Source organism: Bacillus sp. CCB-MMP212, from assembly GCF_022748145.1.
GTDB lineage: Bacteria > Bacillota > Bacilli > Bacillales > Bacillaceae_G > Bacillus_A > Bacillus_A cereus.
The window spans coordinates 396,929-420,248 of sequence record NZ_JALDQE010000001.1; the positions used below are offsets into that span (position 1 = coordinate 396,929).

A 23,320-nucleotide genomic window follows, 5' to 3' on the forward strand; every position below is an offset into this window, starting at 1 on the left:
TTTTTATTTCCCCATAATTTTATTACAAATCCTTTTCAATCATACAGCTCAACGACGAATTATTAAAAATACAGCAACTATGCAATCAAAAAGCACCTTTTTAACTTATCCTAAAAAATTGTTTTTTGATTTACTAAAACTTTATGATGCAATTCCTTTTTCATTATCTTTACTAATGTTTTCACCTTTTCTAAACAGAAATAAAGCTACAACATATAATAACGCTGTAAAGCTACCTACTAGTATAAAATTGTGAGATGTTGCAAATAACATTCCTGCTATTACCGCACCAATCATTTGGCCAATGTACATCGAGGCGTTAGCAAGGGCAGCACCTGTTCCCCGTGCTATAGTAGACATGTTTTGTAAATGTCCCATCATTAATACAAACAAAATTCCTGTCACAAAAAATAAAACAAAGAAAAAGAATTCAACAAAAATAAGATTCTTTAAATAGGGAAGTATTACATATAACACTGCCGTAAATACAATTCCACCATAGAAAGAAAGATTGTATCCAATTTTATTTACAAGTCTAGGGCCAAAAATATTACCAGCTAAATTTCCTAATCCTAGTACAAGCATAGCCGTACCTACTTCATGAACCTGTAAGCCAAATTGAATGGAAAGCCATACACCCAAAAATGAAAATGCAGCAAAATTTCCGGTTTGAAAAACAAAGTATGCAAAATAAGAAAGTGAAACCTTTGAATCTGTAAGTAATTGTTTATAACGCTGTAAAATCACTTTTTTATTTCCACCTATATGAACCGACTGTATTTCTGGTAATACAACATAAATAAGAATAACAAGTAGTGCTGATAATATACCAATGAAATAGAATGGGATTGTATAATGTATCGTTGCTAAATAAGCTCCCAGTGGCAGCCCTAAAATTTGAGAGATTGATAACCCTGCTGTTGCAACCCCAATTGCTTTCACAATTTGCTTTTTCTCTATAAGGAGCGGAATGGATGCCCACACTTGTGGAGATACAAAAGCTGCACTTACACCTGCTAAAAATCTAAATGTTAGCATCCATAAAAAACTCGGTGCAATTCCACACAAAAACGTACTTATTGCAAAAAAACTCATACCTAGTACCATCACTTTTTTTCTGTTTAATCCATCTGATATAGGACCAGCAATAAGCGCAAATCCAGCATACCCTAAAGCATACGAACTCACCATCCATCCTGACAACTCGGTTGAAACATGATACACCTGTTGTAATGTCGGCAACAGTGGTGAAATTAAGAAAGTGTCTGTACCGATCATAAACATTATCGTGAAAAATACAGCTAGTACTCTATTCATTTAGACCTTCTCCTTATATAAACAGAGGGTACTATCCCTCTGTTTCACTAATCTTCTAAAATAGATTGGATTTCTTTCATGACTCTTTCATTCAATGAAACGTCTACCGCTTTCACACTTTCTCTTATTTGCTCTGCCCGCTTTCCACCAGGTATAACTGTATCAATTCCTTCTTTATTTAATAACCATACTAACGCTAAATGAGACACTTCAATATCATTTTCTTTCGCTAACCCTTTTAACTTTTCCACTTTCTTAAAATTACTCTTATATGTATTTTCTTCAAATAGATTTACATTTTGGCGCCAATCAACTTCGTTCAATTTAAAATCTTCTGTATATTTTCCGCCTAATATTCCAAAAGCAAGAGGCCCATATGGAATAAATGAAATACCCGCTTCTATACAATACGGCAACAGTTCTTCCTCAGCCGTACGTTCTAACACATTGTACGGAGATTGTACAACATCTATATGACCATGTTGGTTCGCTTCTTTTAATTGTTCTATGTTTACGTTCGATATTCCAATTGAACGAATTTTCCCTTCTTCTTTTAAACGAGTAAGCTCTCCGATTGAATCTATGTAACTTGTTTCAGGATTTGTAAAATGTAAATAATATAAATCAATATAATCAGTCTGTAATCTTCTTAAGCTATTCTCCACAGCATTTCTTAAATAACTTGGTTCATTGTTAATATAAGTTTCTCCATTTAACAACGGTTGAATTCCACCTTTTGTAGCAAGTATAAACTCATGACGTTTTCCCTTTAATACTTCTCCTACTAATTCCTCTGATCTACCGAAACCATATGAATCTGCTGTATCAAAAAATGTAATCCTTTGCTGAATAGCTTCTTCTACTAATCGCTTTCCTTCTTCTTCATTCACATCAGCATATAAATTATGTCCCCCTACTGCATTTGTACCTAAACCCAACTTTGAAATATTTAATCCTGCCTTTTGCAATTTTGTATACTTCATTTTTTCTCCCCCTATATTTCTATTGTTCGAATATTTTCGAATAATAGAAATATACCACTCTATATGTTATAGTGCAAATATCTTAACTTATACAAGTAGGTGAAATATGCGTACACTCTATCATCCAAATCGAGAAGAAATTCAATTTTCTTCTGTCTTATATGCACTTAGCGATCAAATTCGTTTACAAATTGTAAATATGTTACTAGAGAAAAGTGAACAATCTTGTGGTGCTTTAAACATCCCTATTGCGAAATCAACTTTATCTCACCATTTCAAAGTTTTACGTGAGTCAGGTGTTATGTACACGCGCCTTGAAGGAACACAACGTTTCATTTCAATTCGTGAAGAAGATTTAAATGCTAGATTCCCAGGTTTGTTACAAGTTGTATTACATGCGACAAAGCCATATTAAAAAACATCTCATATTCATATGAGATGTTTTTTAATATGGCTATTCTTTTAATAAATCTATTAATCCATTCCCTTCAGATGTACGTTCGTACCCTAAAGGTACAGTTCTTTTAATAAGTTGCGCATATATTTCCGGCTCTGATAACTTTCGACCGTATTCTTTCTCACACTGTTTAATGAGCAAGGCGAGCGCCCCAGCAATATGCGGCGTCGCCATGGAAGTTCCACTTAACACAGCATATTTCCCATCTGGATACGTAGATAATATTTCATCACCTGGCGCTACTAGATCAATTTCTTGATTTGAATTACTAAAACATGCAATCTTCCGCTCTAAATTAACAGCACCAACTTCAATTACCTCAGAGTAAGCACCTGGGAAATCTAATTCCTCTGTTTCATCATCGCAATCTCCATTATTTCCAGCAGCACATACAACGAGAACATCCTGCTTTACCGCATTTTGAATTGCTTCATGTAATTCTGGAACATCTTGCGGACCACCAAGTGACATTGAAATAATTCTCACTTTCTCTTGATTCGGCCCTCTCCAATTTACAGCATAATGAATTGCCTCAATAATTTGCTCATAACTTCCAGAACCATCTCCCGCTAAAACTTTTAATACTAACATTTTAGCAAGTGGTGCAACTCCTAATACACCGACACCATTTTCAGTCGCGGCAATCGTCCCCGCTACATGAGTACCATGTCCGTTATTATCAAGATACACATTTGGATCAGCTTCATAATCTTTTGTGAAATTTCTTCCGTCGATAATACGATCTTTTAAATCTATATGATTAGTATCACACCCTGTATCTAATACGGCAACGACTACATCTTGCCCCTTCACACTCTTTTCCCATACTTGCGGAGCGTGAATCATTTGTACACCTGGTGGAATTTCATTTACTTGTTCTACCACCTTATTTACGGTAAACGGAATCAATTGTATACCTTTTTGTTTATTCACTGTACTACTCATCGTAATCCCTCCTGAAAATGTATTATTTTCATTTCAGACCACTTTTGAATACGTGTAAATGTAACATTCGTTTTATTCTTTTTGTTTTCCTTCTTTTCAAATATTTCTCAACATCATTTACTAACTCTATACTACTTTTTTATTTTCCCTATGATTTGTAGGAAGTAACCCCCCATGTCGTTCAACTACTAACCAAAATAAGAGAACCAATTAATGGTCCTCTTACAGTCTTTTAAAAGAATGATATGTAATTGGAAAAATAATATAAATTAAGACTAAACCTCACTCTTGTTTAAAAACTTTTCTATTTCTTTTACTAAATATTCCGCTCCCTCTATCCCAACAGTAATATTTCCATTTGCTAATGATATGTTCTGTTCTGAAACATCACCTGTGATTTGGCAAGCATTGTAAGGTTGATATTTTTGTAAAATGATTTTATCTGCTTCTACAAAAATTTCAAGCGGTGATTTGATTTGTATTCCCAATACATCGCGTAATTCTTTAGGGATAACAATTCGTCCTAATTCGTCTACTTTTCGAATAACTCCTGTTGCTTTCATATTTCTCCCCCCTTACTCTATATTAATTTTTTCACCTCGCTTTTTCCATTTTATCACTTTTTGGCAATACTTGCCTCTTTTTAGAAAATTTTGTACTCGAGTTAAAAAAACACATTTAATGCATACGTAATCTCTCTTTCAATTGTTTTACATAACGGGATCTTATAAGTAAGAAGTATACAATTTGAATACCTATGAAAATACTTAATACAACTGTATTTTCTTTAAACAATGAGTACTCAAACATTTGCCCTAACGCAGTTAAGGCTACTGCCCCATGTAATGTTGCAACACCAATTGGAACGAAGAATAAAAGCGCCAATCGAATTGTAACTACCTTCGATAATTCCCCACTCGTCAATCCAACTTTTCGAATCATTTCGAACAAGCGAACATCATCCTCCAAATCGGAGAATAAACGGAAGTAAAGGAAACTTCCTGCGCAAACGAAAAATACTATACCAATAAAGAAACCTACAAATAAAATCGGTCCTGCAATTTGTAAACTTTGGTTTTGTTCGTACTCTTCTGCACTAAACGTTGACTGTTCTTGATACGGTTTAATTTGATGAGTAAGCTCTTTACCAATTTCAATCTCATCTTTCGTTCTTTCAGTTTTATACATATAATCTTTTGTCTCTATAAATCCATCTTGTAATGAATCATATTGATTATTAGAGATTACATAAACATTTCCTCTTAATATTTTCCCCAATGAAGATGAAGTAACTTTTTTCACCTTTAAACTTTCATTCATATTGGGTAAAGTAATTTCTTTTCTTTCTTTCATCGCTGGCCCTGGTATATCAGCTGACAAAAATACAATCTCTTTATTGGCTACAATATTAAATGGTTCTCCTGTTAACTTTGCATATTCCTTATAATCTGATTCTTTTATAAAAGTGGCGCTTCTTAACGACTGTTCCTCCGTTTTCTTTGTCGAAATATTAGTTTTTGAAGCTGCTATATTATGTTTCTTTAATCCTTTGTCAATCATTTGTATATGTTGTGATTCGTTACTATTCCCTTGCTTAGAATGGTAATGAAACGCAATTGGTCTCTCCATTATCCCTTTCGTCATGGATGCGAAGCCGACTAATGTCCCTATTGCGGAAAATGCTACAGTAGAAATAATGGTTACAATAAAGAACATTCTTGCGTTATCTCTCATGCGATACGCTAAATCTGATAACGTAATAATATTAGTCTGTGTCCAATAGAAACGTTTACTTTTTTTACATAATCGAATAATAAAGACACTCAGCTGCTTGTACAACAAATACGTCCCAATAATAACTACCGTTGTAACAGGAATCATCATAATAAATACCATTGCACCATGCGATAGAAGAGCTCCTATATAGCCAGCACTAAGCAATACTACTGCTAATATTGAAGAAATGATTGATGCTTTCGGTTCTGGTTTTGCCTCTGCTGACCCTCTAAACAACTTCATAATTTTATTTTTACGAATCATTCCTGCACTAAACAATGATATGATCATAAATAATATGAAAAACATAATACTTGTTACAACAATTGCTTTCATCGGTATGTAATAGGATAAGGAGATATCTAGTTTTAATATCATCGGGGCGACAAATAGTAATACCCCTGAAAATAACATACCTGAAAGAATACCAAAAATAATTGCCCCTATTCCAATCATAATATTTTCAAAAAAGATAAGACGCTTTAATTGATATTTCGTCATACCTAGCATCATTAAAATTCCTAGCTCACGCTTTCTCGTTTTTAAAAACATTCCCATCGAATATAAAATAAAGAAGAATGTAAATAAGTAAATAATAGACTGTGCAAAAGACATACTTACGAATACGTACTGACCCAATTCTCCTGCACTTAATGCCGGATGAAACGCAAAAAATGAATACACAAAAAAGGCCATAATAGCAAATGCACTACTCAAAAAATAGGCTGAGTATGTCCGTCTATTTCGCGTTACATTCCGATATGCGAGTTCTCTAATGTTCATATTACTTCTCCGCCCTTCTTTCTACTAACTATGTTTTTATATTAGTAAAGTACGGAAATACCTTCCATCGATTCAAATGACAAAAACCTTACAGTTTTGAAAGGTTTAAAAAAATTGCTTATACGTAGTACTTTATTTATAATGACTACATTCGTATTCATACACACATCCTATTGTATATTCGTTAGTTTTGCGAAATAATAAAGGATAGAAGTATGTACCATTATACATATAAACTTATTTACCGCTTTAATATGAATAGGAGGAAAACATAATGACATTACAAGAACAGATTATGAAAGCATTACATGTTCAGCCTGTAATTGATCCAAAAGTTGAAATTCGTAAACGAGTTGATTTCTTAAAAGATTATGTAAAAAAAACAGGTGCAAAAGGATTTGTACTTGGTATTAGCGGCGGCCAAGACTCTACATTAGCAGGACGCTTAGCACAACTTGCAGTTGAAGAAATTCGTAACGAAGGTGGTAATGTAACGTTTATCGCCGTACGTCTTCCTTATAAAGTACAAAAAGATGAAGATGATGCACAATTAGCATTACAATTCATTCAAGCAGATCAATCTGTTGCATTTGATATTGCTTCAACTGTTGATGCTTTTTCAAATCAATATGAAAACTTATTGGGTGAATCATTAACAGATTTCAATAAAGGTAACGTGAAAGCACGTATCCGTATGGTTACTCAATATGCAATTGGTGGACAAAAAGGGCTTCTTGTTATCGGAACAGATCACGCTGCAGAAGCTGTAACAGGGTTCTTTACAAAATTCGGAGATGGTGGTGCAGATTTATTACCATTAACGGGATTAACGAAGCGCCAAGGACGTGCATTATTACAAGAGTTAGGTGCAGACGAGCGACTTTACTTAAAAATGCCAACAGCTGATTTATTAGATGAAAAACCAGGTCAAGCTGACGAAACAGAGTTAGGTATTACTTATGATCAATTAGATGATTATTTAGAAGGTAAAGCAGTTCCAGCTGACGTTGCAGAGAAAATTGAAAAACGTTACACAGTGAGTGAGCATAAAAGACAAGTACCAGCGTCAATGTTTGATGATTGGTGGAAATAAAACATAAAAAAGAAGCTAATCTCATTTAGCTTCTTTTTTATATGTTAACGATATACCCCTACTCTTTTCTCCAATAAATCTTGCAGGCAATCTTCATGCTGTTTACAAAATAACGGTGGCATGTCATCTAACGGGAAAAACTTCAAATCCAACGTTTCATCACCATCTACTTTTTTGTCGCCCCCAACTATTGAGCATGAAAAACACATCACAATTGACTGTGCCTTGTCTCCATTTGGATATGATTGAAAATATTTTGTATACACTCCAATAAGCTCATTTATTTCTACATCATACCCGGTTTCTTCTTTTATTTCTCGGATTGCAGTTTCCGCAGCCGATTCTCCTATCTCCATTGCGCCACCTGGAAAGCCCCAAGCGTTAAAGTCTCCTCTTTTTTGCAGTAATACTTCTCCTTCTTTATTAAATACACAACCACCGGCAAAGTTTAAGAAAACATAATCATGTCCTACTTTTTCACGTAATTCTTTTATATAATTCGCCATTCTCTTTCCCCTTTTCATACTTCTTCTATCGCTATTTCTTATCTTTTTCAAGCAATTCAATAATTCGATCTAGCTTCTGGTTCATATTAATCACGTGGTGTTTCTTTGCAACGCTGCTTTGTAATACTCTTCTAATAAACAAAGTAAATGATATGAAAAACAAAACGATAAGTCCGATTACTAAACAAGTATATATCAATGTGAAAATATTACTTTCGAACAAGTTCATTCAGCATTCACATCCTCTCCTTTTTATTTTATCACATAATTCCCAATATTTTAAAGTGATCAACAAATATAAAAAGAGCATCTTTTACAGATGCTCTTTCTCATTGCTTAATACGTAAATGTAATTGTCGCCAATGAATAACCAGCCAATGCACTATAAGGTGCTACTTGATAAGACACACGCTTTGCACCTTTTGGCCAATTTATTTCATTTAATACTTTCTTTATATCTTGCATCGTTCCATCCATGGACTGCTTATATCGTACTTCTACTTTTTCTGGTTTGGCTGCAAACTGTTGCTGCAACTTTTGCTTAAATTCATTATAATTTTCTGCTCCGTATTCTGCAGATAAGTATTGTAAATTTGTTTCTTTTAACATCTGCTCATATACAACAGTTTTTGAGCTACCAGCTTTTATTTTATTTGTTAATTCACCAAAATAACTTGTAGTTGCCGCTGGATATTTGCTACGATCCCATTCATGATCTTTACTTAACTGTTCGTCAGACATATTAAAATATGAGTAAGTTACACGCCCTGCTTTATCTGGTACTGGATCATCAAATGTAGTATCTAGGTGATACCATTTGTTTTCAATGTTCACTAAATTCCACGCGTGAGCTTGTCCATTTCCTGTGCCTGTTACAATATGATTTTGAATACCTGCCTCTTTTAACAACTCATACGTTAATAATGTATATCCTTGGCAAACGGCAGAACGATTCGCTAATGCTTCATATGCTGTATACGCTTGATAAGACGTATCATAAGACACATGCTTCACAACGTAATCGTGAATAGCTTTTACTTTCTCATGCTCATCCATCCCTGGTTTTACAATTGATCCAACAATTGATTTCGCCTGAGCTTTTACATATTGAGTTTGTTCTTTTGATTCACGGTATTTTACTTGCAGTGTAAACGTATAGTCCCCTGGCATTCCTTTAATAGAATATCTAGTAGACGCTACATTATATTTTACATACTCATCAGCATCTACAATTTTATTAAACTCACCATACAATTGATCCATAATATTTCTAGCATTTCTATCTTTTGTTTTATATGTGATTGTAATATTTTCTTCTCGATTATCAATCTGTTTTTTTAATTCTTTTCTGAAATCATCTAATAACTTTACATCTGATTGTGCTGTCACCGTAGTCGGATTTGTAGCTGCATAAGATACAGATGACGCTTGTAAGCCTCCCATTACTATAGTTGAACAAAGTGCGGCAGCTGTCACATACTTACTTGTCTTTCCCATCTTGTCACTCCTTATATTCTATAACTATACGAAAAAGTATCGTATAGTTTCAGAGTATACAATACTTTTTCGTATAGGTCATATGAGATTATGCATATTAACTAATTCACATAAAAAGGTTGTTCTTTTTAAAAGAACAACCTTTTTTCATTAGCATGTTTGTAATACACAGCATGTATTTTCAAAACGTTGATTTTTCAAATCTTCATTACTAATACAGAAATATAGCATCCCTAGTTCTCCCCAAACCATATTACAATTTTTATGATCTGAATCAATTTGGAATAAAAGAGTCATTTGCTGCGGGTCTACTCCCATATATTCTCCTGTCTCATATAACACTTCTTCTTGTACAGAGAATGGCTCACCAAACATTTGATGGTTATCGTAGTTATCTGGAATTAGCTCTTCAAGTAATTGCAAGAAACGATCTGAATCAGCCTCATCTTCAATGAAAAGTTCTGGTAATTTGTATGTCAGTTCAAAAGTAATTGCACACTGGTTATATTTCGCTTGTATTTCATTTTCTCTTCGTAATTGCTCTACAGTAACATCATAATAAAGTACACGCCCAGCTTCTGTTAGATTCACATTTTCTTCAAAATAATTTTCAATGCAAAAGAAATACAGCATCCCCGTCTTAGGAAGATTGTGATCCATACCAACGTTTTGTAAATCAGTTAAGTTAAATTGCGCGATAAATTGTAGTGGATTTCCCTTATACTTTGGATATTCAAATAAAGCTGGTAAATCAGGAACTCCTCCCATTTTCGAACTACCTATCGCAACAGTTTCCTGCTGCTTTGGCACAACTTTTATACAAGGAAATACAGTATTAATAAGTTCTTCTTTCAAGTGTGTTAGTTCATATTTATCAATTAATACTTCAATTTTTTTATTCATAAATTCTCCTTACATTTATATACTTATTTATATCATAGTACAAAGATTATACTTCATTCTTTACAAAATCAACAAGCCTCTAAAAAACGGGCTTATCCTTCGTACGCGAACAAGTTTAAAAAAGCATACTATACATTGTTCCTACAAACACGATAATTCTTTATTTCTTCCAGTACATTTTCCCCTCGTTCATTTTTAAATATAAGGAGGAATTCCACATGGGTTACGGATATAGTTGCTGTGGTTACGGATACGGTGGCGGCGGTTGTGGTTACGGAGGTTTCGCTTTATTAATCGTTTTATTTATCCTTCTAATCATCATCGGAGCTAGCTGTTGGGGCGGCTTTGTAGGCTGCTAGTAAACTTAAAAACTATTAAAAAAAAGCACGTACAATACGTGCTTTTTTGCCATTTCCAAATCTTTTATTCGAAAGGAAGTATGTTTAATGAAGATTGATGGTGTTTTTGAAGGAGGCGGTGTGCGCGGTATTGCGCATGTCGGGGCAATTTGCGCGTTAGCCGAAAAAGGTTATGAATGGGAACGTGTAGCTGGTACATCGGCTGGTTCGATTATTGCAGCGCTCCTAGCGGCAGGATATTCTTGTTCAGAGTTAAAAACGATTATAACTGATATTGATTATAATAAATTTACGAAAAGAACTTTTATTGATAGAATTCCTTTTATCGGTAAGGGACTAAGTGCATGGACTACTCTAGGTATATACTCTAATGTATTTATAGAAGAATGGATTGAAGAATTACTTCGGAAAAAAGGTGTTCATTTATTTACTGATTTACCAGATCTAAACAAACTCAAAATCATCGCCTCTGATATTAGTAATGGTAAAATGGTTGTCTTTCCTGACGACTTACCAAACTACGGATTTTTAAATTATCGCTTCTCTATCGCTAAAGCGGTAAGAATGAGTAGTACAATCCCCTTCTTCTTTGAACCCGTAAAATGGAGAACTCCAAAATGGAAGCAGCCTTGTTATATGGTTGATGGAGGAATTCTAAGTAATTATCCAATTTGGATCTTCGATTCACCTACCGCTCCTCGCTGGCCGACTTTCGGATTTCATTTTGTAAAAGATGAGATTCAAGCTGACCCTGCTCACTATAACGAGCCTATTTCTATGTTCAAAGGACTATTTAAAACAATGATGCAAGCTCACGATTTACGTCATTTAGATAAGGAATCAAAAGCAAGAACCATTACAATTCCAACAGGAACGATTACAAGTACTAATTTTGAACTGACAAAGGAAGAAAAAGAATGGCTTTACAATTCTGGTTATAACTCTGCTAATAAATTTTTACAAGCTTGGAACTTTAGGCAATATATTGATGAATATAGAAAAGGAAATCAAGACCGAAAGACAAATCGATTTTTTCGTCAACTTGACTCATAATATTATTATTTTGCATACAAAAACGTTTGACAAATTAATAGTAAATAAGCCTAGTAATTTCTTATATTACTAGGCTTATTTACTTCCTATACAATCTCGTACATTGTTTAAGGGTACGATAACCCTTCGGCTTCTTCTGCAGTAATAACTATGTAACGATTTCCCGTTCTTAATCCTAACAGTTCTGCTTTTTCAATTGCTTCTTGCTGCGTCTCCGCATAAGCAGCTAAATATTTTTCTCCATTGATCATTTGGCAAATTACATATTGTTTCATTACTTTCTCCTCTTACTTTTTCATTAGTTGTGCAAGTTTTTTTATACCTATTTCAATTTCTTCTAACGTTGCGTATGAATACGATAGGCGCAAAAATTGATTTGCACTTCTATCATATAAAGTACCTGGGTTTAATAAAACCTTTTCTTGCAGAGCTTTATCAAATAAACTGCGATATGAAATGGGTATTTTTATATGTACCCATATATAAAACCCGCCTGTTGGTTCATGCCAAGTTGCTATTTCACGAAGATATTTATCTAACATTAGTAACATAAAATCTCTTCGTTTTTTCAATTCACTTCTTACAAATCGCAAATGCTCATCATATAGACCATTTGTAAACCACTCTGCTGCAATTTGCTGGGATATAGTGCTTGAACCATAATCTGTTTGCATTTTTATGTCTGACAATCTTTGAATTACTGGCTCGGGTCCAACAATCCATCCAATTCTTAAACCTGGACTAATTACTTTGGACATGCTTCCAATATGTAGTACAATTCCATTTTTATCATAGGCTTTTAAAGGTTTCGAACTAGGTGCATCAAACCATAAGTCTTGATACACTGCGTCCTCTATAATAGGTAATCCAATTTCATTACATACTTCCATTATTTCTTTTCGCTTCTTAGTATTCATACTAAAATTCGTCGGATTATGAAAAGACGGGATTGTATATAAAATAGAGGCATTGAACTGCTTCTTATATTTCTTAATATATGATGTATGTAACCCGCTCTCATCCATTGGGATTCCAATTAAACGTACTCCTGCTGATTGAAAAACATTAAGCGAATATAAATAGGATGGTTTCTCTAATAAGATGGATGCCCCTTTCGAAAGAAGCCCCATAGAAATAAGTTGCAGCGCTTGAATTGCTCCTGAAACAATTAATATAGAGGCAGGAGATACATATACGCCATGCTCCTTTAAGTATTCGGAAATCTTTTCCCTTAAATACAGATTTCCTTTCGGCTCTTCATACCCAAGCGTCACATTTGACTTTAAAAGCTTATTCATAATTTCTTTCATCTTTTTCTCAGGTAAGAGACTCGGCGCTAGCTCACCTGTTCCTAACCGAATTACATGTGGATAAAATTCAGCTTGATTAATCTCTTGAATAGCTGGGAGATTCGGATAATGAACTCCTGTTTCTACATAAGACTGCCAATTAGGCGGGGGTGCGTAAGTTGAAGCATTCTCATTATTATTTACAACAATTGTTCCTTTCCTGCCATTCCCTTCAATATATCCCTTCGCAACTAGTTCATCGAAAGCCATTACAATTGTGCTTCGATTCACACCAAATGTATGGGCCAAATCTCTTTGTGAAGGTAATTTTGTTCCAACGGTCCATTCTCCATTAACAATCCTTTCTTTTATATACGTTTCTATTTGTTTATACAGCGGCGTCGCTAGAGACATATTCGGTTTCCAAACGAATCTTTCCATCATATCACCTTATATTCTTTTTGGTTGGTAACCTCCCCAACCATATGGATGGATACAAATTTTCATTTCTTCTATACAATATACACTATCATAATGAATTAAAATAGGAGGTAATATGATGAGTGAAGCAATTATTCATGGTATCATTCTTGCATTTGGACTTATCATTCCATTAGGTGTACAAAATGTTTTTGTCTTTAACCAAGGCGCTAGCCAACCAAACATTTGGAGGGCAGCCCCTGTAGTATTAACTGCCTCTATATGTGATACGTTACTCATATTGATTGCGGTGCAAGGTGTCTCCCTTGTACTCCTTACTTTTTCTTGGCTAACTAACTCGTTATATATAATTGGATTTTTCTTTCTCCTATATATGGGCTTTGTTATTTGGAGAAGTAACCCTTCCAACGATGTAAAACAAGAAAAAAGTATGCCCTTAAAAAAGCAAATCCTTTTCGCAGCATCAGTTTCGTTATTAAATCCACATGCAATTTTAGACACAATCGGTGTAATTGGAACAAATTCTATTCAATACATAGGAAGTGAAAAATGGGCTTTTACACTTGCAACTATTATCGTTTCTTGGATTTGGTTTATAAGCTTAGCTTTAGCGGGGAAATTTCTAAAAAGACTAGACTCAACCGGAAAGACAATCTTATTATTAAATAAATTTTCTGGTCTCATCATATGGGGTGTCGCGCTTTATATGTTAAAACAAGTTATTTATTCTTAATGAACGAAAGAGAATTGCATGTTACTGAAAACATCATGCAATTCTCTTTCAAATTATGAAGTAGGTTCCGGTTTCTGTTTTACCGTCTTTGCATCTTTTGCTGGTTTAATCCAAATGATTGCTATAACAGCACCAATGGCAGCGAAAATACTTGTCAAATAAAACACTTCATGGTCCGCCCCTTTCATAAAAAAAGAATATAAAGGTGGTCCAGCTGCTACACCGATAAATCGCATTGAACTATAAAAGGACGTAACCGTTCCCCTTTGCTCCTTTTCAATCCCTTGTGTAATGAGAGCATCTAAACATGGGAGTGCCATACCAATTCCTATCCCCATAATAACGAGACAAAGAAGTAGTAAGTAAATCCCTTTTATAAATAAAGGAATGATGACTGATGCAGCTGCCATTAAAAAACCAATATAAATACACTTCTTCATAACATTTTGATTATCTCCAATTTTTTTACCGGCCATATAGGAACTAAGTGACAGTACAAGTAACGGGATAGCAAGCACACACCCTTTCCATATACCATGAATGTCATACTTTGATTCCAGTATAGTCGACAAATAAAAGAGAATTCCGAATAAAATAAGCATAATAATTGCACCTAATGCAAAAATGGCAATTAACCATCTTCCCTTTTCTCGAAACGTAGAGATAATAGATCGAATAAACTCTTTTAGTGGCGGTACTTCCCCTTCTTGTTTTTTTGCCTTTACTAATACCAGCAATAAAACAATTGCTACGACACATAAAACTGGAATCGCCCAAAATGGTAAGAACCATACAATGGCAGCAAGAGCAGATCCTAAAATAGGGCTCAGCACTTTTCCAAATGTATTGGATGTCTCAATGATTCCCAAACCTGTACTAACTTGTTTTTCATCTTTGTATAAATCACCAACACACGGTATAACAACCGGCATTGCACCAGCAGCACCAATACCTTGAATCGCTCTACCGATTAGTATCCAAATGTAGGGATTATCAACTTTCCATGATACCCAACCAGTTATCGCTCCTCCTATAGCCGCAATCAGCAAACTCGGAACCATTACCATCTTTCGTCCCCATCTATCTGATAAATAACCAGCAATCGGTATAAGTAAAATGGCTACGATAGAGTAAATTGTAATAATCATGGATACTTGAAACGATGAAATATGTAATTTCTTTTCAATTGTCGGCAAGATTGGAATGAGCATTGAATTCCCTAATGTCATGACAAGTGGAACTGATGCAAGCGCAATTAAACAACAGTTTTCTTTTTTTAACATGTTGATTTCGGAACCTTTCATCATATATTTCTTACCATATAATAGCCCTGCTGGAACATAATTTTCATTCCACCAGGGCTATTACATCTTTAATACTTCCCATTCACAACAAAAGAAATTGGGTAAAATATAGTATTACTTCTATTCTTTGAATTCTGTTCACTATATATCCATACCAATTAATTGAAAAAAAAAGAAAGGAAGAATCCTTCCTTTCTCCTATAACCTTCTACATTTAGCGAGTATATCCGCCACCAAGCTGTTGTTCTGCCATCGCTACTAGGCGTTTTGTGATTTCACCGCCTACAGAACCGTTTGCACGTGAAGAAGTATCAGCTCCAAGTTGTACACCGAACTCTTGTGCAATTTCATACTTCATTTGATCTAAAGCTGCTTGTGCTCCATGTGATGCTAATTGATTAGAATTACGATTTCTAGCCATTACCAATCACCTCCTTATTTATATATAAATTGTGTTAAATTCAAATTAAAATACATGGAAATTTTTGGTTATTTTTTACCATAAAAAAAGAGCCTCTAAACGAGACTCTCACATCATTTCACATTACGAAGTTACTACTTCTAATTTTCTATTTATTAATACTTTCATTTCTTCTTTTAATATCTCTTTTGAATTATGTCCAAACCATTCTAAGGAAGCAAAAAGGTCCGTATTTCTCACTTCCTGAATAATCTCATCATAATTTACAATACCTTCAAATAACGGAACCATACCTATACGACTTCCTGCTGCAGCATATACATTATTAGGTTCAAACACATGCAAATAATCCGCTGAAGATATATTCTTAAAATGGTAATGTAGTGTCCACGGCTTTAATCGATGGAAACTGTCTATTGGATCTGCGCCAGACTCCCATATATGAAGAAAATCAAGATTTATTTTTAAATTCGGATGGTTTACTTCTTCTAATAACTCTATAGTAGAAGGCAATGTGTCCGTTAGTGTATTGGGATGTGTTTCTAACAGCACATACATATTGTTCTGAGCAAACACATCACAAATCTTACGTATTCGCTTCACATACTCTTTTCTCTCTTGTTCCGAGAAGTCCTTGCTCCCTTTTTGCCCAGCAAACGTGCGAATTTTATTCGTATTAAACCAATTAGCTAGTACTACAAGTTGTTCACTTTTCTCTATCGTTTTTTCAAAATCTGCTGATAATGATATATCTAAGTAATCACTTATCATCGTAATTTCTAAGTTTTTATCCTTTAGAAAATTCAATTCTCGTTCTGTCGTTTCACGTTCTTGCATGTACAAATTTTGTGCATGCGTCCCCCATAATTCAATTCCTTCAAAACCGTTTTCATATGCAAATTGAACAATATCAGTAAATGAAATTAATTGATGACGAAATGAAATGGTACATAGCGAATATTTCATAGTATTAAACTCCCCTATCTTAAATTCAGTTAACTTATTAAAGAGTTGCGACAGATTGATTTGTTTTCATACCTTTCCATGATAGAAACTGTCTCTCTAATTCCTTCTTAATTTGCAGTTCAATTGCATTCATTTCATCCAGTTTTTCAATAATCGATACTAGCATACCTTTATTATTCGTCATTGCCATTTTAATTGCACGATACTGTACATTTGTAAATCCTTGTACAATATCCTCTACCCGATCACACCAATAATCAAATTCTTGCTCCGAATATTGCAACGTTTCACGGAAGTATGCAAAGGCATGCTCATAACTATATTTACGAATTGCAAGTACTGGTATTTGTTTTACTGCTGCTACAAGTCCAGAAAGCGCATATCCTTCTTCCTCATTTGCCATTTTTACAATTAAATTTTTCAGTTCCATAGTCAGTTCATTGTCGTTCTTTTTGAATGTTTCTGTGAAATAACTAGCTACTGTTTCTTGCGTTGGCTCTCCAATTCCTTCTATATCAATGAAATAACCTCCACCAAATGGGTTATCTTGAATAGAGTGAAGTACTTTTTCTCTTTCCATATTTCCTTCCCAACGAAAATCGGGATCTAGCATGAACCACTCTTCTTCTTTCTCTGTTTTTGATATCATTAAATAATGTGGAAACGGTTTTTGATGAAATTTATTTTCCCTCTCTGGTAATAGAGACATATCAACCATTACAATGACATAACGATTTTCCGGCTTGTTTTCTACTAATTCTAAAAACGTTTCTACATTGCTATCTTTATCTTTTGCATGATCATACCATTCGTTTACTTTAATACCGTACAATTTTTCAAACCAAAGTAAATAATGATCATGGTTAATGTTTTCAGAGTGATATGAAATAATTCCGCCTTCTGTTATATCAAAATCTCCATCCCATAGTCCAAAATAAAATGGACGAAAATCAATGTCGCTACGCCTTTTTATAATTTCACAAAAACAACTCACTAAACAGTGCACTTTAATTGAAGTCATACTCTCATCCACTTTCCTAAAGGTTAGTTATTCACATTTACTTCCTGTAACGGCTCTAACTCCTCCATAAAATCAAGCAAAGATCCTACAGTAAGAAATGCCTTTGGGTCTACCTCATCCTCTGGAACGCATAGCTTTACATCCATTTCTATGTATACAATAAGCTGTAACATCATTACCGAATCTATATATAAATCTTGATTTAAGCGCATCGTTTCTTCTAAATGCGTTACATTTTTCAGTTCCATTTTTTCTATCATAATTTTTAACACGGCATTCTTTAACGCTTCCCGTCTCATGTTGTAACCTCTCCCATCTCTAGTAACTTTCTACTTACTTTTCCAGTTTTATTTTTAGGAATTTCATTTACACTTTCAATTTCATACGGAACTTTATAAGAAGGTAAGTGCTGAATACACCATTCTCTTATTTTCACTGGATCAACATGAGAGATCACTTTCGCTTTAACTATTTCGCCCATCACAGGATGTTTCCCTCGATATACAATTACCTCTTGCACACCTTCCAATTGAAGCATCGTTTCTTCTACCTCTATAGGAAAGACTTTTAATCCTGAAACATTAATTACATCGTCCATACGCCCCATAAAATGAATGCCACGCTCAGATTTATACCCTAAATCTTTCGTGAAAATTTCCTTATCATTCATTTTCACGACGATTTCTTCCGGTGCATTTTCATCTGAACCTATGCTTATACTCGCATGAGGTAGAGGGTTTCCTAAATCTAAATGGCTCTTCATATCATGACATATACTAATACAACCTGCTTCAGAACAACCGTATTGCTGCATCATATATGTTGTCATTTTTTTTAGTTTATAAAATAGTGCTTCTGGCAAAGGCGATCCTGATGTCATAATTTTATGAAACTGGAACGTTCCTAATGGAAAACTCCCCATAATGTGTAACATAAGTGGTACTGCATATATAATATGTTTTTCTGTATTGCGAACTATATTTAATGCGAATTTAGGATTTTTGTTCGTAATGATTACAGGCTTGCTCCCCCTCGTAATTGCTGATAACGTACCACATATTAGTCCGTATGAATGTGAAACAGGAGCCATAACGATTGGCACTTCATCTACTTCACAGTTTAAAGCTTCATTATAGGCAGTAATTTCTGTATCAACTTCCGTCCATGCTCTACGAATCAGTTTCGGTTCTCCCGTAGTTCCCGAACTATATTGCAATAAAGAAGGCTCTTCTAGTAAAAAGTTCCCTACTTCTAATTTTGTAAAATCGCCATATTCTCCATATAAAATCCCTACACAATTTGCACGCTTTGCCATTTCAATAGCCGTTTCTTTTGGCGTATCTTCATGTATAAGTAATACTGATGATTTCTTTTCTTTTAAGAAAAACACAAGCGTAATAATATCGAATGGATCTTTCAGACAAAGTGCAAATCTATTTCCTTCTGCTTTTTGAAATTGTTCCATTTCCTCATAAACTTGTAATCTCAATTCAAAATCACTTTTGCTATACTCTTGTTTATTAACGATTAGCATAATTTCCCCCTGTAACAGCTGATTTTTGTTTCATAAGTTGTCTTACTCTATACAATGGATTTGGAACTTCATGAACAAGCGATTCCACATCCATATATAATCGACGTTTCGTTAATTGTTCAGCATAGAATGTAGGTGCATATAATTGAATATTTTCAAATCTACCTTTCAAATGTGGATATATTCTTAAATGATTTTCAATTTCTTCAACAACCATCATCCAAAAATGTTCTTCTTTCAATCCATACTCATCCGCAAGTACGAATGCTAATTCTCCTAAATTAAACAGAAATAGTGCATCTAACACCATCTCTTGCAAACATTCAATGCGATCCATTTCAAAGAAATCATTCATTTTTCCATTCGCATATGTTTTATGCATTTTAGTAAAGTCGGGACATTTGTCAACTTCTTTCAAATATGGACGATAAAACTCAAGCCCTTCATGAAAATCCTTTAACGCAATACGAACAGGCACCCCTTCTTTATGGACTAGAATCATATTTTGTCCATGTGATTCTAGTGCGATGCCATGCTCTACAACAAGATGTATAACTGGTATTATCGCTTTTTGAATAAGTAATTGTAGCCAATCCTTCATTCCATATTTATTCAACCACGCATCAATAATTGGTGTACCATCTTTCTCTTTAGCGTATAAACCATTAAAAGGAATTGCATCCTCTTGTGCATCTAAATACTTGTGAACGCTTTCGCGCCAAATACATCCTAATGAACCATATATAGCTTTCTTATTCGTGTCATACGTTACACTTGAAAACTCACTTAACAAGATTAAACGTGCTTCATCCATTAAATAGGCGTCATTACTTACAACATCATTTAACCAATTTGATATTACTGGTGCACTTACAACAGAGTATGGTTTCAGTGTACGGAGTGTTGAAGTGTTGAGTAAATTCATCGATAATTTAACGTACGGTTTCTTTTGACTCGTAATATTTCTTAACGTTCTCATTGACTGTTGCGCGCAATAATCGTCCTCTGATGTTCCTAAATAAATAATAAAATTACCCTGTATATGATCCCCATAATTTGAAATGATGAAATTCTCCCACTGCCATGGGTGAACAGGTATAAACACGTACTGTTTTGGATAACATCCCCTATTACGAATTCGTTCCATAAACTCTTCTAATTTACGATCGCCAATCTCCTCTTTTAAAAGGTCGTTATACATCACTTCATTCTCATAACCTACAGTCGCATAATTCTTATGCGCTGCAATCCATATGAGTTTTATTGGCTGCATAAATTCATATCCATATTGAAAATTGTCACGATATTGAAATCCAACACGTGCTTTATAACTAGGGTGATATGGATGGCCGTCTATTAAATGGCTTTCAAACTCATCGTAAGATTTTTGAGTATATTCTTTCTTATTATTTCTTTCATATTGTGCAATCGTGTCTTTAAATATTGTTTGTTCTAATTCGTGCATAAAAGAATCTAATTTAGCTTGTTCTACACTAGCAACCCGAAAAACTTCTTCTAGAAATTGCGAGACAGATTGTATTTCTTGCTGTTCATCTTGGACTCTTACTATTAATGAGTCTAACGAAATACGTCCAAATGTCATCCGTTCCCTGCCATAGCATTTGTACGTGACACTTTTGTCTTCTTCATCAAGTCCTTGTATTATAAAAAGAATTTGTTCTTCTTTTTCTATGCGAACCGGTGTAATAATCCCCTCATAAATTAACGATTCTACTAATTGACGTAGCACTCTTCTTCGTACTGAAATGTAATCTTCTGATTCGAGCGCCTTCAATACTTTCGTATGATACATGTCCACTCTCATAAAACCCTCCACCTTATGACAAAATACCATTATTTGTATTACGTGAAATTTTAACGCTATTTATGAACGAACAGCCACTTCTCTAACGAGCGGATTATGTACTTGCACATAAATTGCTTGCTCTAATGGATTACTTAACTCATCGACATCGAAAAATCTCGTTAGTAAATTTGCTTTACACGCTAACTTATCTTCGTCCAATAATTCTCTTAAAAATGTTGAAGGTTCCCGGTTATACGGAAGGAATGATTCAAGTACAGACCTTAATTCCGAGAGAAGAATTTCCTCCTTAATTAATCCTGCTGTGCCAAAACCATTAATGAGACCAAACATATGATTGAAAATTAAGTAGTAACGAAATCTCTCATCCACAATATAGTCGTCATATAAATTTCCAGTACGTTCTCCAATACCAACTAATTCATTATTAAGCATCTCTTTCATTGAATTACAGAAATAAAATCCTTGATTATCACGGAAATAATATTTGACCGGATAACCATCTTTTAGCTGAACAACGCTATTTTGCTGATGAGCTTCTAATGCAACACCATACTGTAAATACATCCATACCATTGGCTTTAAAGAAATATTCATATATCGTCTAAACCACTCTAAGCTTACTTCTTCACAGCTTTTACTTTCTAAATCTGCTAGGCGATGAATAATATTCGATAACCGCGTACGTTCCCCAGGTATAGCGTCTTGAACTAGCCCAGCAATTAATGTTGCGTCGTTTGCATGTTCACTATAAAAAGGGTTCTCGCGAATAATCACTTCAAATCCAGATTCTTGTGTTCCATAATTTAATGTAATATAGGCTGGATCACAAATAAAATCAAAGCCTGGAAATCTTTCTCGTACTTCACCAATAGCCGTCTTTAACATTTCCTTCCCTTCAAGACCACTCTCAAGTTCTTTCAGTTTATTAATACGCATTGAATTCGTTACTTTCACCGGAAATGAAAACTTAAGCATATACTTCGAATCGGGATGATACAGTGTCCTTAGTGATGATGTTGCCATATAATACTTACCTACAGGTCCAATATACTCAAGCAATTCTTGAACTATCCAATCTTGTACGTAAGCTTGATGCAAGAGCCATTCTGCCTGAAGCGGATGAATTGGAATTAATGCATATTGATCTTCCTTACAGTACTTCTCTATAAATTCCTTACTAACCATCTCATCATTACTTAATTCTTCTTTTATAATCGTTGTTGTAGAATCTGATAATAATGATTTTTCATTTACTATACTTTTATGGGCCCGAAAATAATGAAGCTGACATTCTCCTTTTAATTCTGGAGAATACATTGCATTTTTCCAATCCAATATCCCCTGTCTACTCTTTGGTGTAGGATGAGTTAAATGCCCAAATAATAAAGACTGCTCCGCTTCTATAAAAGTTGTATGGAAACCGTATAATGCGGACGTATCTTCTATTCTCTCTTTTGTAAATTCCTCAATATTTTGACAACTACGGATAACTCGAAGCATAAGTTCCGCAGGATTCGTCCCTTCTCCGTAGTTGATAGACATCTCTTTTATTAAAAATGTAATAACTGTAACGTAATCTGCTTTAATAACAGAATTACTATCTCCAATTTGATAATAAAATTGTTCTCCAAACAAATGACGATCTGTTGATGATTTATATATAACTTCTCCATACAAAGTAACGTTCTGTGCCGATAGCCGACAACATAAATATGTGGGGACTGTATCTCTATTCAACGTATTACTGAAGATAATCTTCATTCTTTCATCCTCTGTAATCCATTCTCCACTCCCTGTTTCTCTTAAATAACAGTTTAAAAAGCTTTGTAATGTTGCATGTTCTGCGATTTGTTTCGCATGCTGCATGTTGGTCCTCCTCTTTATATTAAAGCTATCGAAATTTTATATAATAAACGATAATTGAATGTCGTTATCAATTATGATTCTAATTGATAATGATATTCAATTCAAGAGTATATTTCAGAATTTTTTTATCTGATTTAATTTTTCTTGTTTTCTCTCTTTTCTTTAATCTAGTTAAAAATACACGAAAAAAATACTCAGTTTCAAACTACATACTTACTATTTTTCATTAGTAATCTATCCAAAAT

24 protein-coding genes are annotated in these 23,320 nt (G+C 34.2%); 5 read left to right on the forward strand and 19 right to left on the reverse strand.

What is annotated here, in order from left to right; all coding sequences use genetic code 11:
* Positions 1-141: 141 nt before the first annotated feature.
* Positions 142-1,317 carry an MFS transporter gene (locus MRP26_RS02055; RefSeq protein WP_088025272.1) on the reverse strand — a complete coding sequence of 392 codons (1,176 nt, stop codon included), beginning with the start codon at positions 1,315-1,317 and terminating at the stop codon, positions 142-144.
* A gap of 47 nt (positions 1,318-1,364) precedes the next feature.
* Complete coding sequence (locus MRP26_RS02060; RefSeq protein ID WP_197241788.1) at positions 1,365-2,300, reverse strand: aldo/keto reductase; 936 nt, start codon at positions 2,298-2,300, stop codon at positions 1,365-1,367.
* Positions 2,301-2,406: 106 nt separating this feature from the next.
* Between MRP26_RS02060 and MRP26_RS02065 the strand changes: the two genes are divergently transcribed.
* On the forward strand, positions 2,407-2,715 hold the full coding sequence (locus MRP26_RS02065) for an ArsR/SmtB family transcription factor (RefSeq protein ID WP_053564708.1): 309 nt from the start codon (positions 2,407-2,409) through the stop codon (positions 2,713-2,715).
* Positions 2,716-2,754: 39 nt separating this feature from the next.
* Here MRP26_RS02065 and MRP26_RS02070 read toward each other — a convergent pair whose 3' ends face one another.
* From MRP26_RS02070 to MRP26_RS02080, 3 genes are all read right to left on the reverse strand, one after another.
* Positions 2,755-3,702 (reverse strand): serine protease, encoded by a 948-nt coding sequence (locus MRP26_RS02070; RefSeq protein WP_053564709.1) that lies wholly within the window; start codon positions 3,700-3,702, stop codon positions 2,755-2,757.
* A gap of 275 nt (positions 3,703-3,977) precedes the next feature.
* The gene (locus MRP26_RS02075; protein ID WP_000648324.1) at positions 3,978-4,265 is read right to left on the reverse strand and encodes an AbrB/MazE/SpoVT family DNA-binding domain-containing protein; all 288 of its coding nucleotides are present in this window, start codon (positions 4,263-4,265) and stop codon (positions 3,978-3,980) included.
* Between the two features lie 115 nt (positions 4,266-4,380).
* Positions 4,381-6,261, reverse strand: coding sequence for an FtsX-like permease family protein (locus tag MRP26_RS02080; RefSeq protein ID WP_242805936.1), 1,881 nt, complete (start codon positions 6,259-6,261; stop codon positions 4,381-4,383).
* Positions 6,262-6,535: 274 nt separating this feature from the next.
* Here MRP26_RS02080 and nadE point away from each other — a divergent pair, with 274 nt between their 5' ends.
* The gene (gene nadE, locus MRP26_RS02085; protein WP_000174904.1) at positions 6,536-7,354 is read left to right on the forward strand and encodes an ammonia-dependent NAD(+) synthetase; all 819 of its coding nucleotides are present in this window, start codon (positions 6,536-6,538) and stop codon (positions 7,352-7,354) included.
* A 44-nt stretch (positions 7,355-7,398) separates the two neighbouring features.
* Here nadE and MRP26_RS02090 read toward each other — a convergent pair whose 3' ends face one another.
* The 4 genes from MRP26_RS02090 to MRP26_RS02105 form a co-directional block, all read right to left on the reverse strand.
* Positions 7,399-7,860, reverse strand: a complete 462-nt coding sequence (locus MRP26_RS02090; protein WP_000024996.1) for an NUDIX hydrolase — start codon at positions 7,858-7,860, stop codon at positions 7,399-7,401.
* Between the two features lie 31 nt (positions 7,861-7,891).
* Positions 7,892-8,089 carry a DUF4083 domain-containing protein gene (locus MRP26_RS02095; RefSeq protein ID WP_001048104.1) on the reverse strand — a complete coding sequence of 66 codons (198 nt, stop codon included), beginning with the start codon at positions 8,087-8,089 and terminating at the stop codon, positions 7,892-7,894.
* Positions 8,090-8,196: 107 nt separating this feature from the next.
* Positions 8,197-9,357, reverse strand: a complete 1,161-nt coding sequence (locus MRP26_RS02100; protein WP_000520865.1) for a transglutaminase domain-containing protein — start codon at positions 9,355-9,357, stop codon at positions 8,197-8,199.
* Positions 9,358-9,507: 150 nt separating this feature from the next.
* Positions 9,508-10,260 carry a YwqG family protein gene (locus tag MRP26_RS02105; protein WP_242805938.1) on the reverse strand — a complete coding sequence of 251 codons (753 nt, stop codon included), beginning with the start codon at positions 10,258-10,260 and terminating at the stop codon, positions 9,508-9,510.
* Between the two features lie 218 nt (positions 10,261-10,478).
* Here MRP26_RS02105 and MRP26_RS02110 point away from each other — a divergent pair, with 218 nt between their 5' ends.
* Positions 10,479-10,619: a YjcZ family sporulation protein gene (locus MRP26_RS02110; protein ID WP_000540419.1), complete on the forward strand. Its 141-nt coding sequence runs from the start codon at positions 10,479-10,481 to the stop codon at positions 10,617-10,619.
* Between the two features lie 87 nt (positions 10,620-10,706).
* On the forward strand, positions 10,707-11,672 hold the full coding sequence (locus tag MRP26_RS02115; RefSeq protein ID WP_000686807.1) for a patatin-like phospholipase family protein: 966 nt from the start codon (positions 10,707-10,709) through the stop codon (positions 11,670-11,672).
* Positions 11,673-11,779: 107 nt separating this feature from the next.
* Here MRP26_RS02115 and MRP26_RS02120 read toward each other — a convergent pair whose 3' ends face one another.
* Together MRP26_RS02120 and MRP26_RS02125 are read right to left on the reverse strand one after the other, a co-directional pair.
* Positions 11,780-11,947 carry a DUF3933 family protein gene (locus MRP26_RS02120; RefSeq protein WP_000816390.1) on the reverse strand — a complete coding sequence of 56 codons (168 nt, stop codon included), beginning with the start codon at positions 11,945-11,947 and terminating at the stop codon, positions 11,780-11,782.
* A gap of 12 nt (positions 11,948-11,959) precedes the next feature.
* Positions 11,960-13,402: an aminotransferase-like domain-containing protein gene (locus MRP26_RS02125; protein ID WP_069355447.1), complete on the reverse strand. Its 1,443-nt coding sequence runs from the start codon at positions 13,400-13,402 to the stop codon at positions 11,960-11,962.
* Positions 13,403-13,520: 118 nt separating this feature from the next.
* Here MRP26_RS02125 and MRP26_RS02130 point away from each other — a divergent pair, with 118 nt between their 5' ends.
* Positions 13,521-14,135 carry a LysE/ArgO family amino acid transporter gene (locus tag MRP26_RS02130; protein ID WP_001287303.1) on the forward strand — a complete coding sequence of 205 codons (615 nt, stop codon included), beginning with the start codon at positions 13,521-13,523 and terminating at the stop codon, positions 14,133-14,135.
* Positions 14,136-14,188: 53 nt separating this feature from the next.
* Here MRP26_RS02130 and bcbE read toward each other — a convergent pair whose 3' ends face one another.
* From bcbE to MRP26_RS02170, 8 genes are all read right to left on the reverse strand, one after another.
* Positions 14,189-15,418 carry a bacillibactin exporter BcbE gene (bcbE, locus tag MRP26_RS02135; protein ID WP_141241086.1) on the reverse strand — a complete coding sequence of 410 codons (1,230 nt, stop codon included), beginning with the start codon at positions 15,416-15,418 and terminating at the stop codon, positions 14,189-14,191.
* 235 nt (positions 15,419-15,653) lie between these two features.
* Entirely contained in the window at positions 15,654-15,860 is a 207-nt protein-coding gene (locus MRP26_RS02140; RefSeq protein WP_000113545.1) for an alpha/beta-type small acid-soluble spore protein, read from the reverse strand.
* A 123-nt stretch (positions 15,861-15,983) separates the two neighbouring features.
* Positions 15,984-16,826: a sugar phosphate isomerase/epimerase family protein gene (locus MRP26_RS02145; RefSeq protein ID WP_000877687.1), complete on the reverse strand. Its 843-nt coding sequence runs from the start codon at positions 16,824-16,826 to the stop codon at positions 15,984-15,986.
* Between the two features lie 37 nt (positions 16,827-16,863).
* Positions 16,864-17,847, reverse strand: a complete 984-nt coding sequence (locus tag MRP26_RS02150; protein WP_000200705.1) for a DUF6005 family protein — start codon at positions 17,845-17,847, stop codon at positions 16,864-16,866.
* A gap of 23 nt (positions 17,848-17,870) precedes the next feature.
* Positions 17,871-18,146, reverse strand: coding sequence for a petrobactin biosynthesis protein AsbD (asbD, locus tag MRP26_RS02155; protein ID WP_001250560.1), 276 nt, complete (start codon positions 18,144-18,146; stop codon positions 17,871-17,873).
* Positions 18,143-19,381, reverse strand: coding sequence for an AMP-binding protein (locus MRP26_RS02160; RefSeq protein ID WP_197241790.1), 1,239 nt, complete (start codon positions 19,379-19,381; stop codon positions 18,143-18,145). The genes asbD and MRP26_RS02160 overlap by 4 nt, the downstream gene beginning before the upstream one ends.
* Positions 19,368-21,206: an IucA/IucC family protein gene (locus MRP26_RS02165; protein WP_053564713.1), complete on the reverse strand. Its 1,839-nt coding sequence runs from the start codon at positions 21,204-21,206 to the stop codon at positions 19,368-19,370. Before MRP26_RS02165 ends, MRP26_RS02160 begins: the two co-directional genes overlap by 14 nt.
* Before the next feature lie 60 nt (positions 21,207-21,266).
* Positions 21,267-23,075 (reverse strand): IucA/IucC family protein, encoded by a 1,809-nt coding sequence (locus MRP26_RS02170; protein ID WP_001163337.1) that lies wholly within the window; start codon positions 23,073-23,075, stop codon positions 21,267-21,269.
* Positions 23,076-23,320: the final 245 nt, after the last annotated feature.